This window comes from Pseudomonas sp. NDM (assembly GCF_003105095.1).
Classification (GTDB): Bacteria; Pseudomonadota; Gammaproteobacteria; order Pseudomonadales; family Pseudomonadaceae; genus Aquipseudomonas; species Aquipseudomonas moraviensis_A.
Genome location: NZ_QETJ01000052.1, coordinates 1 through 16,328 on the forward strand (window position 1 = coordinate 1; position 16,328 = coordinate 16,328).

Annotated in this window: 12 protein-coding genes; 5 read left to right on the top strand and 7 right to left on the bottom strand. The window is 59.5% G+C overall.

The genetic code is table 11. From position 1 onward, the window contains the following. Positions 1–86 precede the first annotated feature (86 nt). The gene (locus tag DCO47_RS13175) at positions 87–560 is read right to left on the bottom strand and encodes an LEA type 2 family protein (RefSeq protein ID WP_116658237.1); all 474 of its coding nucleotides are present in this window, start codon (positions 558–560) and stop codon (positions 87–89) included. A 65-nt stretch (positions 561–625) separates the two neighbouring features. Further along, positions 626–2,092 (bottom strand): nucleobase:cation symporter-2 family protein, encoded by a 1,467-nt coding sequence (locus DCO47_RS13180; protein ID WP_116658238.1) that lies wholly within the window; start codon positions 2,090–2,092, stop codon positions 626–628. Positions 2,093–2,357: 265 nt separating this feature from the next. Between DCO47_RS13180 and zapE the strand changes: the two genes are divergently transcribed. After that, entirely contained in the window at positions 2,358–3,476 is a 1,119-nt protein-coding gene (gene zapE / locus DCO47_RS13185; protein WP_116658239.1) for a cell division protein ZapE, read from the top strand. A 15-nt stretch (positions 3,477–3,491) separates the two neighbouring features. Then, entirely contained in the window at positions 3,492–4,073 is a 582-nt protein-coding gene (locus DCO47_RS13190) for a DinB family protein (RefSeq protein ID WP_116658240.1), read from the top strand. 374 nt (positions 4,074–4,447) lie between these two features. On the opposite strand, the gene DCO47_RS13195 is transcribed toward DCO47_RS13190, so the two are convergent. From DCO47_RS13195 to DCO47_RS13210, 4 genes are all read right to left on the bottom strand, one after another. Then, on the bottom strand, positions 4,448–4,657 hold the full coding sequence (locus DCO47_RS13195; protein ID WP_064362234.1) for a hypothetical protein: 210 nt from the start codon (positions 4,655–4,657) through the stop codon (positions 4,448–4,450). A gap of 321 nt (positions 4,658–4,978) precedes the next feature. Further along, positions 4,979–8,542: a hypothetical protein gene (locus DCO47_RS27305; protein ID WP_256590150.1), complete on the bottom strand. Its 3,564-nt coding sequence runs from the start codon at positions 8,540–8,542 to the stop codon at positions 4,979–4,981. A gap of 253 nt (positions 8,543–8,795) precedes the next feature. Further along, positions 8,796–10,544, bottom strand: a complete 1,749-nt coding sequence (locus DCO47_RS13205; protein ID WP_083352753.1) for a phosphoethanolamine transferase CptA — start codon at positions 10,542–10,544, stop codon at positions 8,796–8,798. A gap of 210 nt (positions 10,545–10,754) precedes the next feature. After that, positions 10,755–10,937, bottom strand: coding sequence for a DUF6026 family protein (locus DCO47_RS13210; protein WP_042609898.1), 183 nt, complete (start codon positions 10,935–10,937; stop codon positions 10,755–10,757). A 275-nt stretch (positions 10,938–11,212) separates the two neighbouring features. Between DCO47_RS13210 and gnd the strand changes: the two genes are divergently transcribed. Genes gnd through DCO47_RS13225 form a run of 3 tightly spaced genes read left to right on the top strand, consistent with a single transcriptional unit; the run spans position 11,213 to position 14,531 of the window. Then, on the top strand, positions 11,213–12,193 hold the full coding sequence (gene gnd, locus DCO47_RS13215) for a phosphogluconate dehydrogenase (NAD(+)-dependent, decarboxylating) (protein WP_116658241.1): 981 nt from the start codon (positions 11,213–11,215) through the stop codon (positions 12,191–12,193). Then, positions 12,190–13,713: a glucose-6-phosphate dehydrogenase gene (zwf, locus tag DCO47_RS13220; protein WP_064362244.1), complete on the top strand. Its 1,524-nt coding sequence runs from the start codon at positions 12,190–12,192 to the stop codon at positions 13,711–13,713. Before gnd ends, zwf begins: the two co-directional genes overlap by 4 nt. Further along, positions 13,710–14,531, top strand: coding sequence for an HAD family hydrolase (locus tag DCO47_RS13225; RefSeq protein ID WP_116658242.1), 822 nt, complete (start codon positions 13,710–13,712; stop codon positions 14,529–14,531). Before zwf ends, DCO47_RS13225 begins: the two co-directional genes overlap by 4 nt. 123 nt (positions 14,532–14,654) lie before the next feature. On the opposite strand, the gene nhaB is transcribed toward DCO47_RS13225, so the two are convergent. Next, a complete protein-coding gene (nhaB, locus tag DCO47_RS13235; RefSeq protein ID WP_116658244.1) occupies positions 14,655–16,157 on the bottom strand; it encodes a sodium/proton antiporter NhaB in 1,503 nt (500 codons plus the stop codon). Positions 16,158–16,328 lie beyond the last annotated feature (171 nt).

Sequence of the window (16,328 nt, forward strand, 5' to 3'; positions counted from 1 at the left end):
AGCGGTGTGTCAGGCAATGCATGTTTATCTGACAGACCGCTATCGCGAGCAGGCTCACTCCTACATGGGGGCTGTGTAGCGGCTGACTACCAGGTCGCAGCACTCGCTTTGGGCAGACTCAACTTGCCGCTGTCGGTAAAGCGCATCGTGCCAAACACCCCGCCGGCCAGTTTGCCGCGCAGCACGTAGGGCAAGTTATCGAGGCTTTGCGTCTGGCTCAGGCCGAGGGTCTGGCGCAGGAACGAGAACGCCGAGACGCTGACCGGCACCGTGACAATCGCTTCAGAGAAACGCGGGATCGAACCGCTCTGATCGCTCACACCGGAAGCCAGCGAATGACCATTGACCTCCAGATCCAGGGCGATGCCGTTGTAGTCGATCGCCGTCTCATTGGGATTTTGCACCCGCAGCTTGATGGCAAAGCGCACTTCCAGTTCCTGGCTCGGCAACGGTTCGAGGCCGACCACGTTGATGTTCACCGGATCGCGGTTGGGAAACAGCGCGCAGGCACTGAGCGACAGCAGCAGGAGCGACAGGATGACGGCGTGGACGCGGCGCATAAAAATCTCTCGACAAAAAAGGGCTGAACCGTTGCCGGTGCAGCCCTTTTTTTCAAGGCTCGACGTCAGCGGTTCAATTGTGCGACAGCCGCCGGTTGACCGGGTTCAGCTTTGGCGGTGACGTCGGGGTTTTCCATGACCTGCAGAATCGATGCTTCCGGATCGAAATCGTCCTCTTCCAGCTCGATGAATTCTTCCGGCAGAAAGATGTTCAGCACGATAGCGCACAAGGCGCCGACGGTGATCGGCGATTCGAAGATGTTGCGCAGCGCTTGCGGCAGCTCGCGCAGCACTTCCGGTACGGCGGCGATGCCAAGGCCCATGCCCAGCGAAATCGCCACAATCAACATGTTGCGTCGATGCAGGCCGGCCTCGGCGAGGATCTTGATCCCGGCCACGGCGACGGTGCCGAACATCACCAGCTCAGCGCCGCCGAGTACCGGTTTTGGCATCAGTTGCAGCACCGCGCCGATCATCGGGAACAAACCGAGCAACACCAGCAGGCCGGCGATGAAAAACGCCACGTACCGGCTGGCCACGCCGGTCAACTGGATCACGCCGTTGTTCTGCGCGAAGGTCACCATCGGCATGCTGTTGAACACCGCCGCCATGGCCGAGTTGAGACCGTCAGCGAGCAGGCCGGATTTGATCCGGCGGATGTACAACGGGCCTTTGACCGGTTGCCGCGAGATCATCGAGTTGGCGGTCAGGTCGCCGGCCGCCTCCAGCGGAGATACCAGGAAAATCACCGCCACCGGCACGAACGCCACCCAATCGAAGTTGAAACCGTACTTGAACGGCACCGGCACGCTGACCAGCGGCACTTCGGGCATCGCAGCGAAATCCACCGTGCCCATCAGCCAGGCCACCACGTAGCCAAGGGTCAGGCCGATGACGATCGCGCCCAGGCGCAGAAAGGGCACGTCGACGCGGTTCAGGACGACGATAGTGCCGATCACCAACGCTGCGAGAAAGATATGGCTGGCCGCGCCCAGATCCGGCGCGCCGAAACCGCCGGCGATATCAGTCATTGCCACTTTGATCAGCGACAGGCCCATCAGGGTGATGATCGTGCCGGTCACCACCGGAGTGATCAGCATGCGCAGCTTGCCGATGAACTGGCTGAGTACCACTTCGATGAACGCGGCGAAAAAGCACACACCGAAGATCGTCGACAGGATTTCATCAGTGCCGCCGCCGCGCGCCTTGACCATGAAACCGGCGCTGAGAATCACACTGATAAAGGAAAAACTGGTGCCTTGCAGACACAGCAGACCCGAACCGACCGGGCCGAAACGCTTGGCCTGAACGAAAGTGCCGAGCCCGGAAACGAACAGCGCCATGCTGATGAGGTAAGGGATTTCACTGTGCAGACCGAGGGCGCCGCCCATGATCAGGGTCGGGGTGATGATGCCGACGAAGCTCGCCAGTACGTGTTGCAGCGCGGCGAACACGGTGGCGGTCAGGTGCGGACGGTCGTTTAGGCCGTAGATCAGGTCGTTGTTGCGCGGGGCTTTATCGGAGGCGGTCATGGTCAGGTGCGCGCCGCGAGGCGGGGCCGGGTCAGAAAATGGGTGCGCAGAATGCCGCAAGCGGACGGCGAGGGCAACGAGCAATAACTGCCTGAAAGGTCAGGTTTTACTGCTCTGTGGGAGCGAGCCTGCTCGCGAAAGCGGTGTATCAGTGAATATTTGTATCGGCTGACACGACGCCTACGCGAGCAGGCTCGCTCCCACATGCGGATCATTCACGTGCCTCGACCAGCAATGGAAAACCGCCCATGGCATACTCCCGCGCATGACTTTCGACTCCCCCCTCAGTGCCTGGCAATACGCCGTTGACCACAAGGGTTTCATCCAGGATGAAGCCCAGGAACACGCGGTCTGGGCCTTGCAGAAATGCCACGAAGCCTTGCACGCCGGTGCCCGTTCGGTCAGTGGCGTGTACCTGTGGGGGCCGGTCGGGCGCGGCAAGACCTGGCTGATGGATCAGTTCTATCAGAGCTTGCGGGTGCCGGCGCGGCGTCAGCATTTCCATCATTTCATGGGTTGGGTGCATCAGCGTTCTTTTCAACTGAGCGGCATCGCCGATCCGTTGCGCGCGCTGGCCAAAGAGCTGGCCGCTGAAGTGCGGGTGCTGTGTTTCGATGAACTGTTCGTCAACGACATTGGCGACGCGATCATTCTCGGGCGCTTGTTCCAGGTGATGTTCGACGAAGGCGTGGTGATCGTTTGCACGTCCAATCTGCCGCCCGATGATCTGTACGCCGATGGCTTCAACCGCGATCGCTTTACCCCGGCGATTACGGCGATCAAAGCGCATATGCAGGTGGTCGCGGTGAATGGCGCCGAGGATCATCGCCTGCATCCGGGGGCGATCGAACAGCGCTATTTTGTCAGCGCAACCGATTCGCCGAGTGCGCTGGATGGCGTGTTCAAATCACTGGTTTCCAGTGAAATCTGCAGTGAAGAGCCTGTCGCCGTGGGTCATCGCATGCTGAACGTGGTGCGGGCCAGCGAATCCGTGCTGTGGTGCCGTTACCGTGATCTGTGCGAACAACCTTTCGCCGCCATGGACTTCATCGCGCTGTGTGATCGCTACCGGGCTATTCTGTTGAGCGAAGTGCCGAATCTGAGCGCGCAGAAACGTGAGGGGCGCATCGCGCGCGGCACCGAAGATGGCGCGCAACGTGTGGTGGCCGGCGACCGCGAGCTGCCACAGTTGTCGGTGCATGACGACGGCGTACGGCGTTTTATCGCGCTGGTCGACGAATGCTACGACCGCAAAGTGCCGCTGTACGTCGAGGCCAGCGTGCCGATGGACGCGCTGTACACCGAGGGCTATCTGGAATTCCCGTTCCGCCGCACGCTCAGCCGTTTGCAGGAGATGCAGTTGCAGCGTTTCGCCGAAGCTTGAAAGGAAGGCGCCGACATGAGCCAACCGCTGTCCCATCATTTGCTGACCATGGCCTACCAGAACGCCTGGGCCAATCATCGCCTGGCCAAGGCCTGGAGCCAGCTCGACGCGGCGGACCTGGCCGCGCCAAGAGTGAGCTTCTTCCCCGGCATCCGCCTGACCCTCAACCACATCCTCACTTGCGACTGGTTCTACGTCGACGCGCTGGAGCGCGAATTGCGTGGTGACGAGCCGCACCCGGATTGCTACGTGTTCTTCAACGAAGACGAGCCGCTTACCGACGCCACCGCGCTGCGTGAAGAACAGGCTCGAGTCGACCGTCGGCTGATCGCTTATTGCGAACAACTGCGCGATGCCGATCTGCCGCGAATCGTCACCATCGCACGCGAAACACCGCAACACGACAGCCGCTTGCGCATGCTTTCGCACCTGTTCGAACACCAGATCCACCATCGCGGCCAGGTGCATGCGATGCTCAGCGGCACGACGGTCAAGCCACCGCAGCTGGATGAGTTTTTCTGTGTCGGCGAGCGTGCACTGCGTGCCGAAGATTTTGCCGAACTGGGCTGGACCGAAGAGTTGATCTGGGGCCACTGACCGCAAGAGATCGCAGCCTCGTTGCACTCGTCAGCTCCTACAAATAACCCTGTGCAGGTTCTGGATAAAGGCTTTGCAAGCCTGAAAAGCCCCTCACCCTAACCCTCTCCCAGAGGGAGAGGGGACTGACCGAGTCGAATTTACGAAATACGCCGACCTGAACCATTGGGGTTGAATTCAGGATTTGAATTGCACGCGAATCAGCTCCCTCTCCCTCGGGAGAGGGCTGGGGTGAGGGGCGAATTCACCGCTGATCACGAGCCGGACACATATCCGCCCTACCATAAAAAAAGGCGCCCCAGGCAGGGCGCCTCAACTGTCATCTCCCGGGCCAGAGCGGAGCCACGGAAGGTCCATCGGTTGCTCGGTAAAACTCAGTCGCGATAAGCCTCGGTCACCTGCGCCGTCTGGTCAGCGGGCACGCGAATTTCTTTCGCATTGGCGTCGCTCTTCTGCTCGCTCTGGGCGTGCTGGACCGGGAAATTGTCGTAGTAATAACGCATGCGCTCAGCGCCGCCTTCGGCGAAGACGCTGGCAGAACCCAGGGCAAACAGCCCGGCAAGCATTGCGGTAGTGATTTTCATGGTGCCTCCTACTGAACAAGTGGAGCCGTTCGTCCATGAAGCAGATCTCGGAAGAGAGTCTGGGAGGCCTGAATTAACGCGGGGTTAACGCTCGTTCAGTGAAGGTTTTGCAGCGTGTTGCGGGGTGATAGATGACAGACGTGGGGCGCGTCAGCAGGGCGAGCCGTGTCCGATGCTTTGGTCAAATATTCAGGAAGAGCATTCTGACCTCGTTCAATTCTTGGGGAGCGCGCGCCTTGCATCGGATTGAGGAGCGCACTTCAACAAGCGATGCACTAGAAGCGAGCATCGCTTGTTGCGCTTTCGGGACGATCCCCAACATCAGTTCTTATTGACTGCGTCTGCCGATTTCAAACGTCGGGCCTTGAGTGCCAAGCCTCTTGAGACGGGAGTGGCTAAATAGGATACCTGACCCTTCAAGCGGTCCTGGACGGCACTGCTGTCGCCGCCGGATTTCGGGTCGCCCCATGTGACCACGCGTCCATCGGCCGTTAATGCGATGAAACTGGCGGAACCGCTATACAGAGCTAGAACCTGGTCGAGTTGGTCGGCTACCGGAGAGATGTCACCGCCCCCATCGACGTCGCCCCAAGCGACTACCGTGCCGTTCGTGCACAAAGCTGCGAACGCCGAATCGGTACCGCACACCTGTACAATGTTATCCATTAGCGCAATCTCGGACGGGATTATTCCCCCGCTCGACTCGCGGCCCCAGGCCACCACCCGGCCGTTGGCTCGACGGGCGGCGAATGCATTGTTCGTCGAACTCACTTCAACAATATCTCTCAAGTCTGCAATGACTGGATCAATGGTCCCCCCGAAACTTTCAATGCCCCAAGCGACGAGCTGACCAGTTTTACGTTTTGCAGTGAACGCCTTCAAATTGGAGGCGCTCAGTTCAATGACGTCAGTCAAGTTGGCTATCGCCGGAGGCAGTGGATCAGAATCTTCAATACCCCAACTGACGAGTTGACCGGTTTTCCGGAGACCTACGTAAACCCCGTTATTAGCAAGCAGTGAGGTGATGTCAGTCAGATTGCCGATTTCGGGAGGCGTCCCAATGCCTGGAAGAGCTCTCCCCCAAGCCACCACCTTTCCATTGGCCCGCTGCGCAGCGAAGCTCCAAACGTTATGCAACAGCCTGACCACATCAGTCAGCTCAGTAATCGGCGCAGGAAGCGTTCCTCCAAAATCATCGTAACCCCAGGCGGTGATTGTTCCGGTGCCCTTTAACCCGGCAAATGCAGCACCGTTGCCGATGATCTCCGTGAAGCCAAACGGATTGGTGTCACCCATGTCTTGAGCCGCACCTCCGCCCCATGCCAATACTTCCCCATCGGCACGACGGATAGCAAAATCTTCGCGTGTGGCGCTGACTTCAACGATGTCCGTCAGGGGAGCAATATGCGGAGGAATATTGGCACCCAATCCTGCAACACCCCAGCCCACCAGATCGCCTTCATCTCGCTGAGCCAGGATGGCGCCACCATTGGCCGTGATATTGACCGGATTGAGGATCAATTGAGCATCAGCAGTGCGTACATGCAACGGTTCGGTGGGTGAGTCGTCGTACCAGATGCTAGCGGTTTTCCAATGACTATCTGAGGAGTATTTCCATTCGGCTTCTACAGGTTCATTCGTATCGGAAAAGGCGCTCAAGATCCGTGTGGTGCCAAATTCTTCGTACTTGTTGCAATTGAAGCGAGCCCCCAAAACTTTCAGCTTGTCTTTCACGATCACTTTACGCACATCATAAACCGTCGGATCCGACGGCCCGTCAGTGCCACCTGCCTTGCGGTCAACTGTGTAACTGAGCGCAATTTCCACCCCGTCCTCCGCTTCGATCCGTGCATGGGGAATCTTGATCGAAGTCAGTTCTTTGCCCGCTTCGGTCGATGAGACTTTGTGCGCGTGGGTAGTGGTGGTTTTGCCTTCCACAGTGACGACAACCTCATCATCTTCTTTCAACTGCGCAGTGGCGGCGATGACCACCGTGGCACCGTTCGGGTAGATGTCGTCGGGGTTCAGTTGATCCTTCTGTGCGCCGGTGGCTTCGTGGAACGTGGCGACAGGTAGTTTGAAATCCGCCACCCCGATCCGCAATTTCAACTCCCGCGAATACCCCAACGTTTCCCCCGCCCGCTGAACGCTGTAATCCGCCGTCACAGTGCCGTCACGGTTGGCCGTGACGTACTGTTTCGGCACTGTCACCCGCACGGGCTTGCCGGCGGTGGCGGGGATCAGGTCGATATGGTCGCTGAAGCTGCCGCCGCTGGCCGAACCCTTCCAGTAGAAGTTGAACCGGTCTTTGTCCAGGGTCTCGGTGTGGGTCAGGACCATAGTTGCGCCGGTCGGCGGCACTTCGTCCGGATTCAGCACGTCGTTCTCGTCTGCTTCTTCGACTTCCGGGCGATCAAAGGTCGGCATCGGCACGCCCACCTGCATGATGAACGGCAGTGATTCGCGCACGCTGAGCAGGGCGGTTTCGCTGTTGGTGATCACGTAGTAGACCTTGACGCTCAGCCCCTTGAAACGCTGGATATTGGCGTTGTCTACGCTGCGCTCTACCGGGTCATTTTCCGGAACGCTGCCAACTGGGCGCGGGTCCTCGTAGTAAACGGTGTCGCCGCCGGGCGCCTTCGCCTCCCAGATCAGGTTCAGATCATCATTGCGGTTGCGGCCGGCGTACCAGGGAATCGTCACGGTTGCCCACTGCGTGTCGACGGGCAGCGTTCCGCCAGGCGCCTCATTAACGGTAGGCGCGCGCAGTTGGCTGATGTCGCCCACAACGTTGACGCTAGCGTTTCTCGAAGGGCGGTCGGCTTCACTGTCACGGCGCCGGACAAAGCCCACCGATGCACTGCCCTTGGCGATGGCGCGCACGGCCGCGTTCGGGATGCTGAACTCGAGATGAAAGTCCACGAACTGCACCGGCATCGATAAGGGGCCGACGATAATTTGCGGGCCTTGGGCAGGGGTGCCGATCCAGGTCAGTAGCACTCCATCGCCCACGTTGAAGTCGGCATCTGGTGTGGATACGTGCACTTTGACGTCGTCGTCACCCAGTTCGTCGAGATCCACACGAGTGGTCGGCTGGCCTTTGACCAGCACCAGCGGTGGCTTCAGTCGGTCACCGTTCATATCCACCAGCACCGACTGTACCGCCGACCAGGGCGCGCGCTCATCCGGATAGTTGCCGCAACGGTCGACCACCTGATAAGCCACGGCCACGGCAGGTCCATCGCCGGCGGCCTGGATCAGGTCGTAATCGAAGGTGATGTCGATCGGTTTTTTCAACGGATCCAGCGCTTGCTCCTCGGTAACGAGGTGAACCTTTTTCTGGCTGCCCCAACGGGCGTGGATGCGATCGAATTTGGTCAGGTTGCGATAGCGGACGATGCTCATCGTCACCACGTCTTTGTCTGTAAAACGATCGTCGATTTCGTAGCGATCGAGGGAAAAATTGAGGTCGGAGTGGCCGTCCTCTTCAGCATTGTCGTCGTATTCACCGGGACGGGTGAGTTTGACCAATAGCTTCAGCCGGGGTGTGGACTCTTCGCCGGGATGGTTCTTGCCGGAAATCCTGTAGAACACGTCGATGACGTCCCCATCGACCACAAACCCCTTGGGCAGGGTGAACGTCACATCACGATTGAGCTCGGACTCGTGTTCGAGCGTCTTGCTCCACACCTCATCGTCCTTGTTGTTCCAGAAAAAATCGACCCGCTGCTGGAGTTTCATTTCAATCCAGGCGGGGATGACCACTTGCAAACCATTTTCTACAGCACGAATGGGGATACCACCGTCATAGCCATCCTTAGGGTCAAGGGTGGTCAGGGCAGGAAAGTAAATCGGCTTCAGGGCATCAGGTGATGGATCGGACATGGCGCGCGCTCCGTTCGGTTAGTCAACGGAATGATTGAAAGCGCATTGGCGCGATTGCACACCTGTCAAACCTGACAGGTGCAAGCTGAAATCCGACGTACGGTACAGCGTTCAGGCGATGTCATCGCTCTCGAGTTCCATGGTTCCGGGCCCTTGAGCAAAAAAAGCCCTGCATCTTTCGACACAGAGCTTTTCAAGGGATCAGGCCGGGAGATCTTCAATGACTCTCATACCTGCATATCCCGACGCGATGTTACCGCTCCACCGCGTCCGCGATAGTCGTTTCGGGTTTCTTCGGCTTCATCAAACTGAAGTCAATCAACGCGCGTTTCGCCGTCTGGTACGGATCGCCAATCAACAGCTTGCGCGGCACGAAGCTGTCGCTGACCAGGCTCTTGCTGCGATCCAGTTCATCTGAGCTTAACCCGGCCAGATCGGCCCAGGTGTGGATGAACTGCGAGCTGCTGTACGGGCGGCTGAGGTCGCCGGCGAAGTTCCAGTCGTGGTTTTCCTTCCACTTCGGCGACGCCCAGGCCATGAACGGGATGGTGTACATCGGCGCGGTCGGTTTGTTTTCGTTGCGGCCCAAGGTGCTGTGGCCAGCCGAGTCGAAGACGTCTTCGCCGTGGTCGGAGAGGTACAGCAAGAAGCCGTTCGGATCGGATTTGGCGTAATCCTTGATCAGGCTCGACACCACGAAGTCGTTGTACAGCACGGCGTTGTCGTAGCTGTTGTAGGTCGGCAGTTGATCGTCACGCACGCCGGCGGGTACGCCCTGGCGATCGTGAAACTTGTCGAAAGTTGGCGGATAGCGGTACTGGTAGCTCATGTGCGTGCCGAGCAGGTGCACGACGATCAGCTTGCGGGGCGCCGCATCGGCCAGCGCCTTGTTGAACGGCTCGATGACGTCGCCATCGTACTGCGCGGCGTTCTGGTTGCGGTTGTTGTTCAGGTACACCTGTTCGTCGGCCTGTTCGGAGAAGGTCGTGAGCATGGTGTTGCGCTTGGTCATGGTCTGCTGGTTGGTGATCCAGAAGGTCTTGTAGCCCGCCTGTTTCATCACGCTGACCAGCGATGGCGTCGACAGGTACAGATCCGGATTCTGCTCATCGGCGAAGGTCAGCACCTGCTGCAACGCTTCGATGGTGTAGGGGCGCGGGGTGATCACGTTGTCGAAGATCGCCAGTTGATCCTTGAGCTTGTCCAGTTCCGGCGTGGTGCTGCGCGGATAACCGTAGAGACTCATGCGCTGACGGTTGGTCGATTCACCGATGACCAGCACCAGGGTCGCCGGCTGCCCGGCCGATGCGTCCTTGAGGTTTTTCAGCGGCGGGATCTGGCTCGCGCTGTCGAGCATGCCCTGCATGTCGGCGAGGGTTTCCTGATAGCGGTGATACGCCACGGCCATCTGCCATGGCACCGCTGGCTCGATGCGGGTTTCGAATTTCTCGAAGCCTTGGGCGAAGGTGCCCATGCGCAGGGTTTGCTTGACCAGCGGGTAGCCGACCACGGCGATCACGATTGCCGTCGCCGCTACCAGGGCGCGACCACGTGGCATGTACACCGGACGCAGGCGCGTCCACAAAAAGTAAGCGAAGGCGGTATGGGCGAGGAACGCCGGGATCATCCACCAGGCGAAATACTGCGTCATGTACTCGCCGGCTTCCGACACGTTCGACTCGAACATGATGAAGATGACGCTCTGCGAGAATTCCTGCTGATAGATGAAGAAGTAACCGAGGCTGGCCATCGAGCAGGCCCACAGCACCACGCCGATGATCGCCGCGAGCAGGCGAGTCTGTCTGGGGAACAGCAACATCGGCGCCAGCCACAGCGCGCTCATCACGAAGGCCTGACGGAATCCGGTGAAGCCGGATGTGCCGGTCAGCTGGATCAGCAGTTGGGTGATACCCGAGAAGTACCAGAAGAAAACGAACAGCCAGATGAATCCGGCCCAGTCGAAACCGGTCGCAGTCGTTTTGCTGCGTTTGAACAATGCCATTCAGCGCTCCAGCTCAATCATCAAACCCACGCCGGAAAGCTTCCATGACACCGACGAACAGAGGCCGTACACGCAGGTACGGCCAGAATGGGGCGGAGTATCCCCAAGGCAATGTGAAAGATTTGTTAAGCGCCGCTTTTATCTGGCATCAAGCGGTCAGAGGTGCAGTGTGTCGGGAACGACGGGCGCCGTTCCCGAAGCAGGCGGGGGTCAGGCGTGGCGCGCGCGCTGCACAACCGGGCGTGGTTGCGGCTGCGAGCCCTGGGTCAGTGCGCGCAATTGCGCCAATTCGTGCTTCAACAGGTCGCGCTCGTCTTTCAACTCGCGCAATTCGTCGCGACGGATCGTAACGTAGAGGGTTTGTGGCGGCATTGCTGTGTGTACTGTGCCCATTGCTCACCTCGCAAATGGCGTGCATCAACTGTAAGTCACTCCTCGTTCCGAGGCGCTTGACTTACTATCGGCGCCAATTTTGATTTCTTTTGCCCAAGAAGGGAACTTTTTTATTTTTCATGGTCGGTGTGTCTTCGGCAGGATTCGGGGCGTTATCACTCTGGATCGGGCACAATGCCCGGAAACTTCATCGCAACGCTCTGGACTAACCTCCATCAGTCGCGTTGGGCTATAACCAATGACACACATTTATTTGTAGTAAGGAGCATCAGCACATGCAACTCGGGATTATTGGACTGGGCCGCATGGGCGGCAATATTGCGCGACGTCTGATGCTCAACGGGCACACCACCGTTGTTTACGACCGCAATACCGATTTCATCGATAACCTGGTCGCCGAGGGCTCCACCGGCGTCGCCGACTTGCCGGCCCTGGTTGCCGGCCTCGACAAGCCACGCGCTGTCTGGGTCATGTTGCCGGCCGGCGCGCCGACCGAAGACACCATCAACACCCTGAGCGAACTGCTCGAACCCGGCGATACCATCATCGACGGCGGCAACACCAACTATAAGGATGACATTCGTCGGGCCAAGACTCTCAACGAGAAAGGCCTGCACTACATCGACGTCGGTACCTCCGGCGGCGTCTGGGGCCTGGAACGCGGTTATTGCATGATGATCGGCGGCGACGCCGAAACCGTGCAGCGCCTCGACCCGCTGTTTGCCGCACTGGCGCCGGGCATGGGCAACATCCCGCGCACCAAGGATCGCAAGTCCGATGACCACCGCGCCGAGCACGGCTACATCCATGCCGGTCCTGCCGGTGCCGGGCACTTCGTGAAGATGATTCACAACGGCATCGAGTACGGCATGATGGCCGCGTTCGCCGAAGGCTTCGACATTCTCAAGACCAAATCCAGCGAACGTTTGCCGGAAGATCAGCGTTTCGACCTGAACGTGGCCGACATCGCGGAAGTCTGGCGTCGTGGCAGCGTGGTGTCTTCGTGGCTGCTCGACCTGACCGCCGATGCGCTGGCCAGCGATCCGAAGCTCGACGGCTTCTCCGGCTCGGTAGCCGACAGCGGCGAAGGCCAATGGACCATCGAGGCGGCCATGGAGCAAGCGGTGCCGGTACCGGTGCTCTCCAACTCGCTGTTCTCCCGTTACCGCTCGCGCGGGCAGGGCACCTTCGGTGACAAGATCCTGTCGGCACAACGCTTCGGCTTCGGCGGCCACGTGGAGACAGCGAAAAAATGACCCGTACGATCCGCAGAAAATCCAAGGCAGAACCCGCACCACCGACCACGCTGTTTTTGTTCGGTGCCCACGGCGACCTGGTCAAGCGCTTGCTGATGCCGGCGCTGTACAACCTAAGTCGCGACGGCCTGCTCGACGACAATCTGCGGATCGTCGGCGTTGACCACAACGCCATTACTGATGAAGCCTTCGCGCAGAAGCTCGAAGACTTCATCCGTACCGAAGTCGCGGCGAAGGTCGGCAACGGCGATCAGATGCTTGATCCGGCCTTGTGGGCCAAGCTCGCCAAAGGTATCAGCTACGTCCAGGGCGACTTCCTGGACGACAGCACTTATTCAGCCCTGGCGGCGAAAATCGCCGACAGCGGCACCGGCAATGCGGTGTTCTACCTGGCCACCGCGCCGCGTTTCTTCAGTGAAGTGGTGCGCCGTCTCGGCAGCGCCGGTTTGCTTGAAGAAACTCCCGAAGCGTTCAGGAGGGTGGTGATCGAGAAGCCGTTCGGCTCCGATCTGCAGACCGCCGAAGCCTTGAACGCGTGCCTGCTCAAGGTCATGAGCGAGAAGCAGATCTACCGGATCGACCATTACCTGGGTAAGGAAACCGTGCAGAACATTCTCGTCAGCCGGTTCTCCAACAGCCTGTTCGAAGCGTTCTGGAACAACCATTACATCGACCACGTGCAGATCACGGCGGCGGAAACCGTCGGCGTCGAAACCCGTGGCAGTTTTTACGAACACACCGGCGCGTTGCGCGACATGGTGCCCAATCATCTGTTCCAGCTGCTCGCCATGGTGGCCATGGAACCGCCAGCTGCGTTTGGCGCCGATGCGGTGCGGGGTGAGAAGGCCAAGGTAGTGGGGGCGATTCGTCCCTGGACCACCGACGAAGCGCGAGCCAACTCGGTACGTGGCCAATACACGGCGGGCGAGCGCGACGGCAAGCCGTTGAACGGTTATCGCCAGGAAGCCAACGTCTCGCCCGACAGCAGCACCGAAACCTACGTGGCGCTGAAAGTGATGATCGACAACTGGCGTTGGGTCGGCGTGCCGTTCTACCTGCGCACCGGCAAGCGCATGAGCGTGCGCGATACCGAGATCGTCATCTGCTTCAAACCGGCGCCGTATGCGCAGTTCCGCGACACAGAGGTCGACGAGCTGCAGCCGACTTACCTGCGCATCCAGATTCAGCCGAATGAAGGCATGTGGTTCGACCTGCTGGCCAAACGGCCGGGGCCGGCGTTGAACATGGCCAATATCGAGCTGGGGTTCGCGTACAAGGATTTCTTCGAGATGCAGCCTTCGACCGGTTATGAAACCTTGATCTACGACTGCCTGACCGGCGATCAGACGCTGTTCCAGCGTGCCGACAACATCGAGAACGGTTGGAGAGCCGTGCAGCCATTCCTTGATGCCTGGCAGCAGGACGCCAGCGTCGAGTTGTATGCGGCCGGCGACGATGGCCCGCAAGCAGCGGAAGATCTCCTGACTCGCGATGGCCGCGTCTGGCATGGTCTGGGATGAGTGACTTGACGAAACAACCCATCAGTTTTCTGCTCAGCGATATGGACGGCACCTTGTTGCTGCCGGATCACACGCTGAGCCAACGCACCATTGCCGCCGTGCGCTCATTGCGCGAGGCCGGCGTGCTGTTCAGCCTCGCCAGCGGGCGTCCGCCGAAAGCCATGCTGCAGCAGATCGAGGCGCTGGGCGTTGATCTGCCGACAGCGGCATTCAATGGCGGCACCATCGTCAAACCGGACGGCACGCTGTTGGCCGCGCATTATTTGCCGGTAACCACGGCGCTGATCGCACTGGCACTGTTTGCCGATCAGCCGGACGTGGAAATCTGGGTGTTCAGCGGCGGCGACTGGCTGCTCAAGGACCCGCACGGGCCGATGGTCCCGCGCGAACAGAGTGGCCTCGGCTATCCGCCGGTGCTGGTGGAGAGTTTTGAACCGTATCTGGAGCGGATCGACAAGATCGTCGCCACCAGCAATAACACTCAGTTGTTGATCGAACTGGAGGCGCAGCTGTTGCCGAAGGTCAACGGCATGGCCCAGGTGTCGCGCTCGCAACCGGTGTATCTCGACGTCACCGCGCTGGAGGCCAACAAGGGCACCGCGCTGACGGCGATTGCCGAATACCTCGGCGTGCCGCTGGAGCAAACGGCGGTCATCGGCGACGGCGGCAACGACCCGGCGATGTTCAAATGCGCCGGGTTGTCGATTGCCATGGGGCAGGCCGAAGAAGCGGTCAAGCGCCAGGCCGACGTCGTCACCGCATCCAACACCGAAGACGGCGTGGCGCAGGCGATCGAAAAGTACATTCTCCCGCACTGATTCACACAGAAAAAACTGTAGGAGTGAGCCTGCTCGCGATGGCGGCGTATCAGCAAACGAAATGGTGGCTGACACACCGCTATCGCGAGCAGGCTCACTCCTACATGGGGTTTGCAGTGTCAGTTACAGCCAGTAACTCACTGCATACCAGCCCAGCAAGCCCATCACCACGGTGTAGGGCAGGGCCATCCACACCATGCGCCCGTAAGACAAACGCACCAGCGGGGCGATCGCCGAGGTCAGCAGGAACAAAAACGCGGCCTGACCGTTCGGCGTCGCCACACTCGGCAGATTGGTCCCGGTGTTGATCGCAATCGCCAATGTCTCGAAATGCTCGCGACTCATGTGTCCGGCAAGAAATGCCTGTTTCACTTCGGTGATGTAAATGGTCGCGACGAATACGTTGTCGCTGATCGCCGAGAGCAGACCGTTGGCGATGAACAACATCCCCGGCTGTTGATCCACCGGTAACGCCAGCACCCACTGGATCAGCGGGGCGAACAGTTGCTGATCATGAATCACCGCTACCACGGCAAAAAACACCACCAGCAGTGCGGTAAACGGCATCGCATCCTTGAACGCGCTGCCCAAGCGATGTTCGTCAGTGATCCCGCTGAACGCAGTAATCAAGACAATCACCATCAAACCGATGAGCCCGACTTCGGCGAGATGGAACGCCAGGCATCCAATCAGAATCAGCGCCGCCGCCCCCTGCACCAATAGCGCTGCGGTCTGCCGGGGCGTACGTTCGGCATCGTCCTGGGCAGCATAGTTGGCCAGCACGGCGCGCACGTTATCCGGCAGCAGCGTGCCATATCCGAACCAGCGCAGTTTTTCCAGCAACACACAGGTCACAAGACCGGCCGCCAGCACCGGCAGCGATACCGGGGCGATCTTCTGGAAGAACTCGCCAAAATGCCAGCCCATCTCATGGCCGATCAGCAGGTTCTGCGGCTCGCCAACCAACGTGCAGACGCCACCGAGCGCTGTGCCGACTGCGCCGTGCATCAACAGACTGCGCAGGAAAGCGCGAAATTGATTGAGGTCTTCGTGGTGCAGCGTCGGCAGGTGGCGGTCGTCACTGAACTCGCTGTCCTGACGCGGATCATTGCCCGAGGCGACCCGGTGATAGACCGAATAAAAACCCACCGCCGCACTGATGATCACCGCCGTCACGGTCAACGCATCAAGAAACGCGGAGAGGAATGCCGATAAAAAGCAGAACATCAACGCCAGGATGGCTTTCGAGCGCACGCCCAGCAGCAGTCGCGAAAACAGAAACAGCAGCAGATCCTTCATGAAGTAAATACCGGCCACCATGAACATCAGCAGCAGGATCACCGGAAAGTTGTGCAGCAACTCGTCATACAGCGCTTGCGGCGTGGTCATCTTCAGCAACAGCGCTTCAATCAACAACAGACCGCCCGGCATCAACGGATAGCACTTGAGCGCCATGGCCAGGGTAAAGATGAACTCGATCACCAACAGCCAGCCCGCCGCGACCGGGCCGACGGTGTACAGCACCACGGCATTGAGAATGAGGAAACCGACAATGGTCGCCTTGTACCAGCGTGGCGACTGCCCGAGGAAGTTGTGCGCGAACGCCTGGGCCATTGAACCGGACATCGGCTGCTCCTTTTATTAAGAAGCGCGAAAGTTGCCGGATGTTTCAGGGAAGATCAAGGTCTCGGGATGCGATTGCTTGAGAACGATCGTGCGTTGCCAATCCGTAGCGATCACCCTGAAACAGATCCACGGCGCCGTGGCGTCGTGGATCTCTGATTACCTCAGCGCTGA

What these genes read in the sequence shown, in the direction of transcription:
- DCO47_RS13175 (WP_116658237.1), bottom strand. Translation starts at nt 560, where the DNA reads ATGCGCCGCGTCCACGCCGTCATCCTGTCGCTCCTGCTGCTGTCGCTC.
- DCO47_RS13180 (WP_116658238.1), bottom strand. Translation starts at nt 2,092, where the DNA reads ATGACCGCCTCCGATAAAGCCCCGCGCAACAACGACCTGATCTACGGC.
- zapE (WP_116658239.1), top strand. Translation starts at nt 2,358, where the DNA reads ATGACTTTCGACTCCCCCCTCAGTGCCTGGCAATACGCCGTTGACCAC.
- DCO47_RS13190 (WP_116658240.1), top strand. Translation starts at nt 3,492, where the DNA reads ATGAGCCAACCGCTGTCCCATCATTTGCTGACCATGGCCTACCAGAAC.
- DCO47_RS13195 (WP_064362234.1), bottom strand. Translation starts at nt 4,657, where the DNA reads ATGAAAATCACTACCGCAATGCTTGCCGGGCTGTTTGCCCTGGGTTCT.
- DCO47_RS27305 (WP_256590150.1), bottom strand. Translation starts at nt 8,542, where the DNA reads ATGTCCGATCCATCACCTGATGCCCTGAAGCCGATTTACTTTCCTGCC.
- DCO47_RS13205 (WP_083352753.1), bottom strand. Translation starts at nt 10,544, where the DNA reads ATGGCATTGTTCAAACGCAGCAAAACGACTGCGACCGGTTTCGACTGG.
- DCO47_RS13210 (WP_042609898.1), bottom strand. Translation starts at nt 10,937, where the DNA reads ATGGGCACAGTACACACAGCAATGCCGCCACAAACCCTCTACGTTACG.
- gnd (WP_116658241.1), top strand. Translation starts at nt 11,213, where the DNA reads ATGCAACTCGGGATTATTGGACTGGGCCGCATGGGCGGCAATATTGCG.
- zwf (WP_064362244.1), top strand. Translation starts at nt 12,190, where the DNA reads ATGACCCGTACGATCCGCAGAAAATCCAAGGCAGAACCCGCACCACCG.
- DCO47_RS13225 (WP_116658242.1), top strand. Translation starts at nt 13,710, where the DNA reads ATGAGTGACTTGACGAAACAACCCATCAGTTTTCTGCTCAGCGATATG.
- nhaB (WP_116658244.1), bottom strand. Translation starts at nt 16,157, where the DNA reads ATGTCCGGTTCAATGGCCCAGGCGTTCGCGCACAACTTCCTCGGGCAG.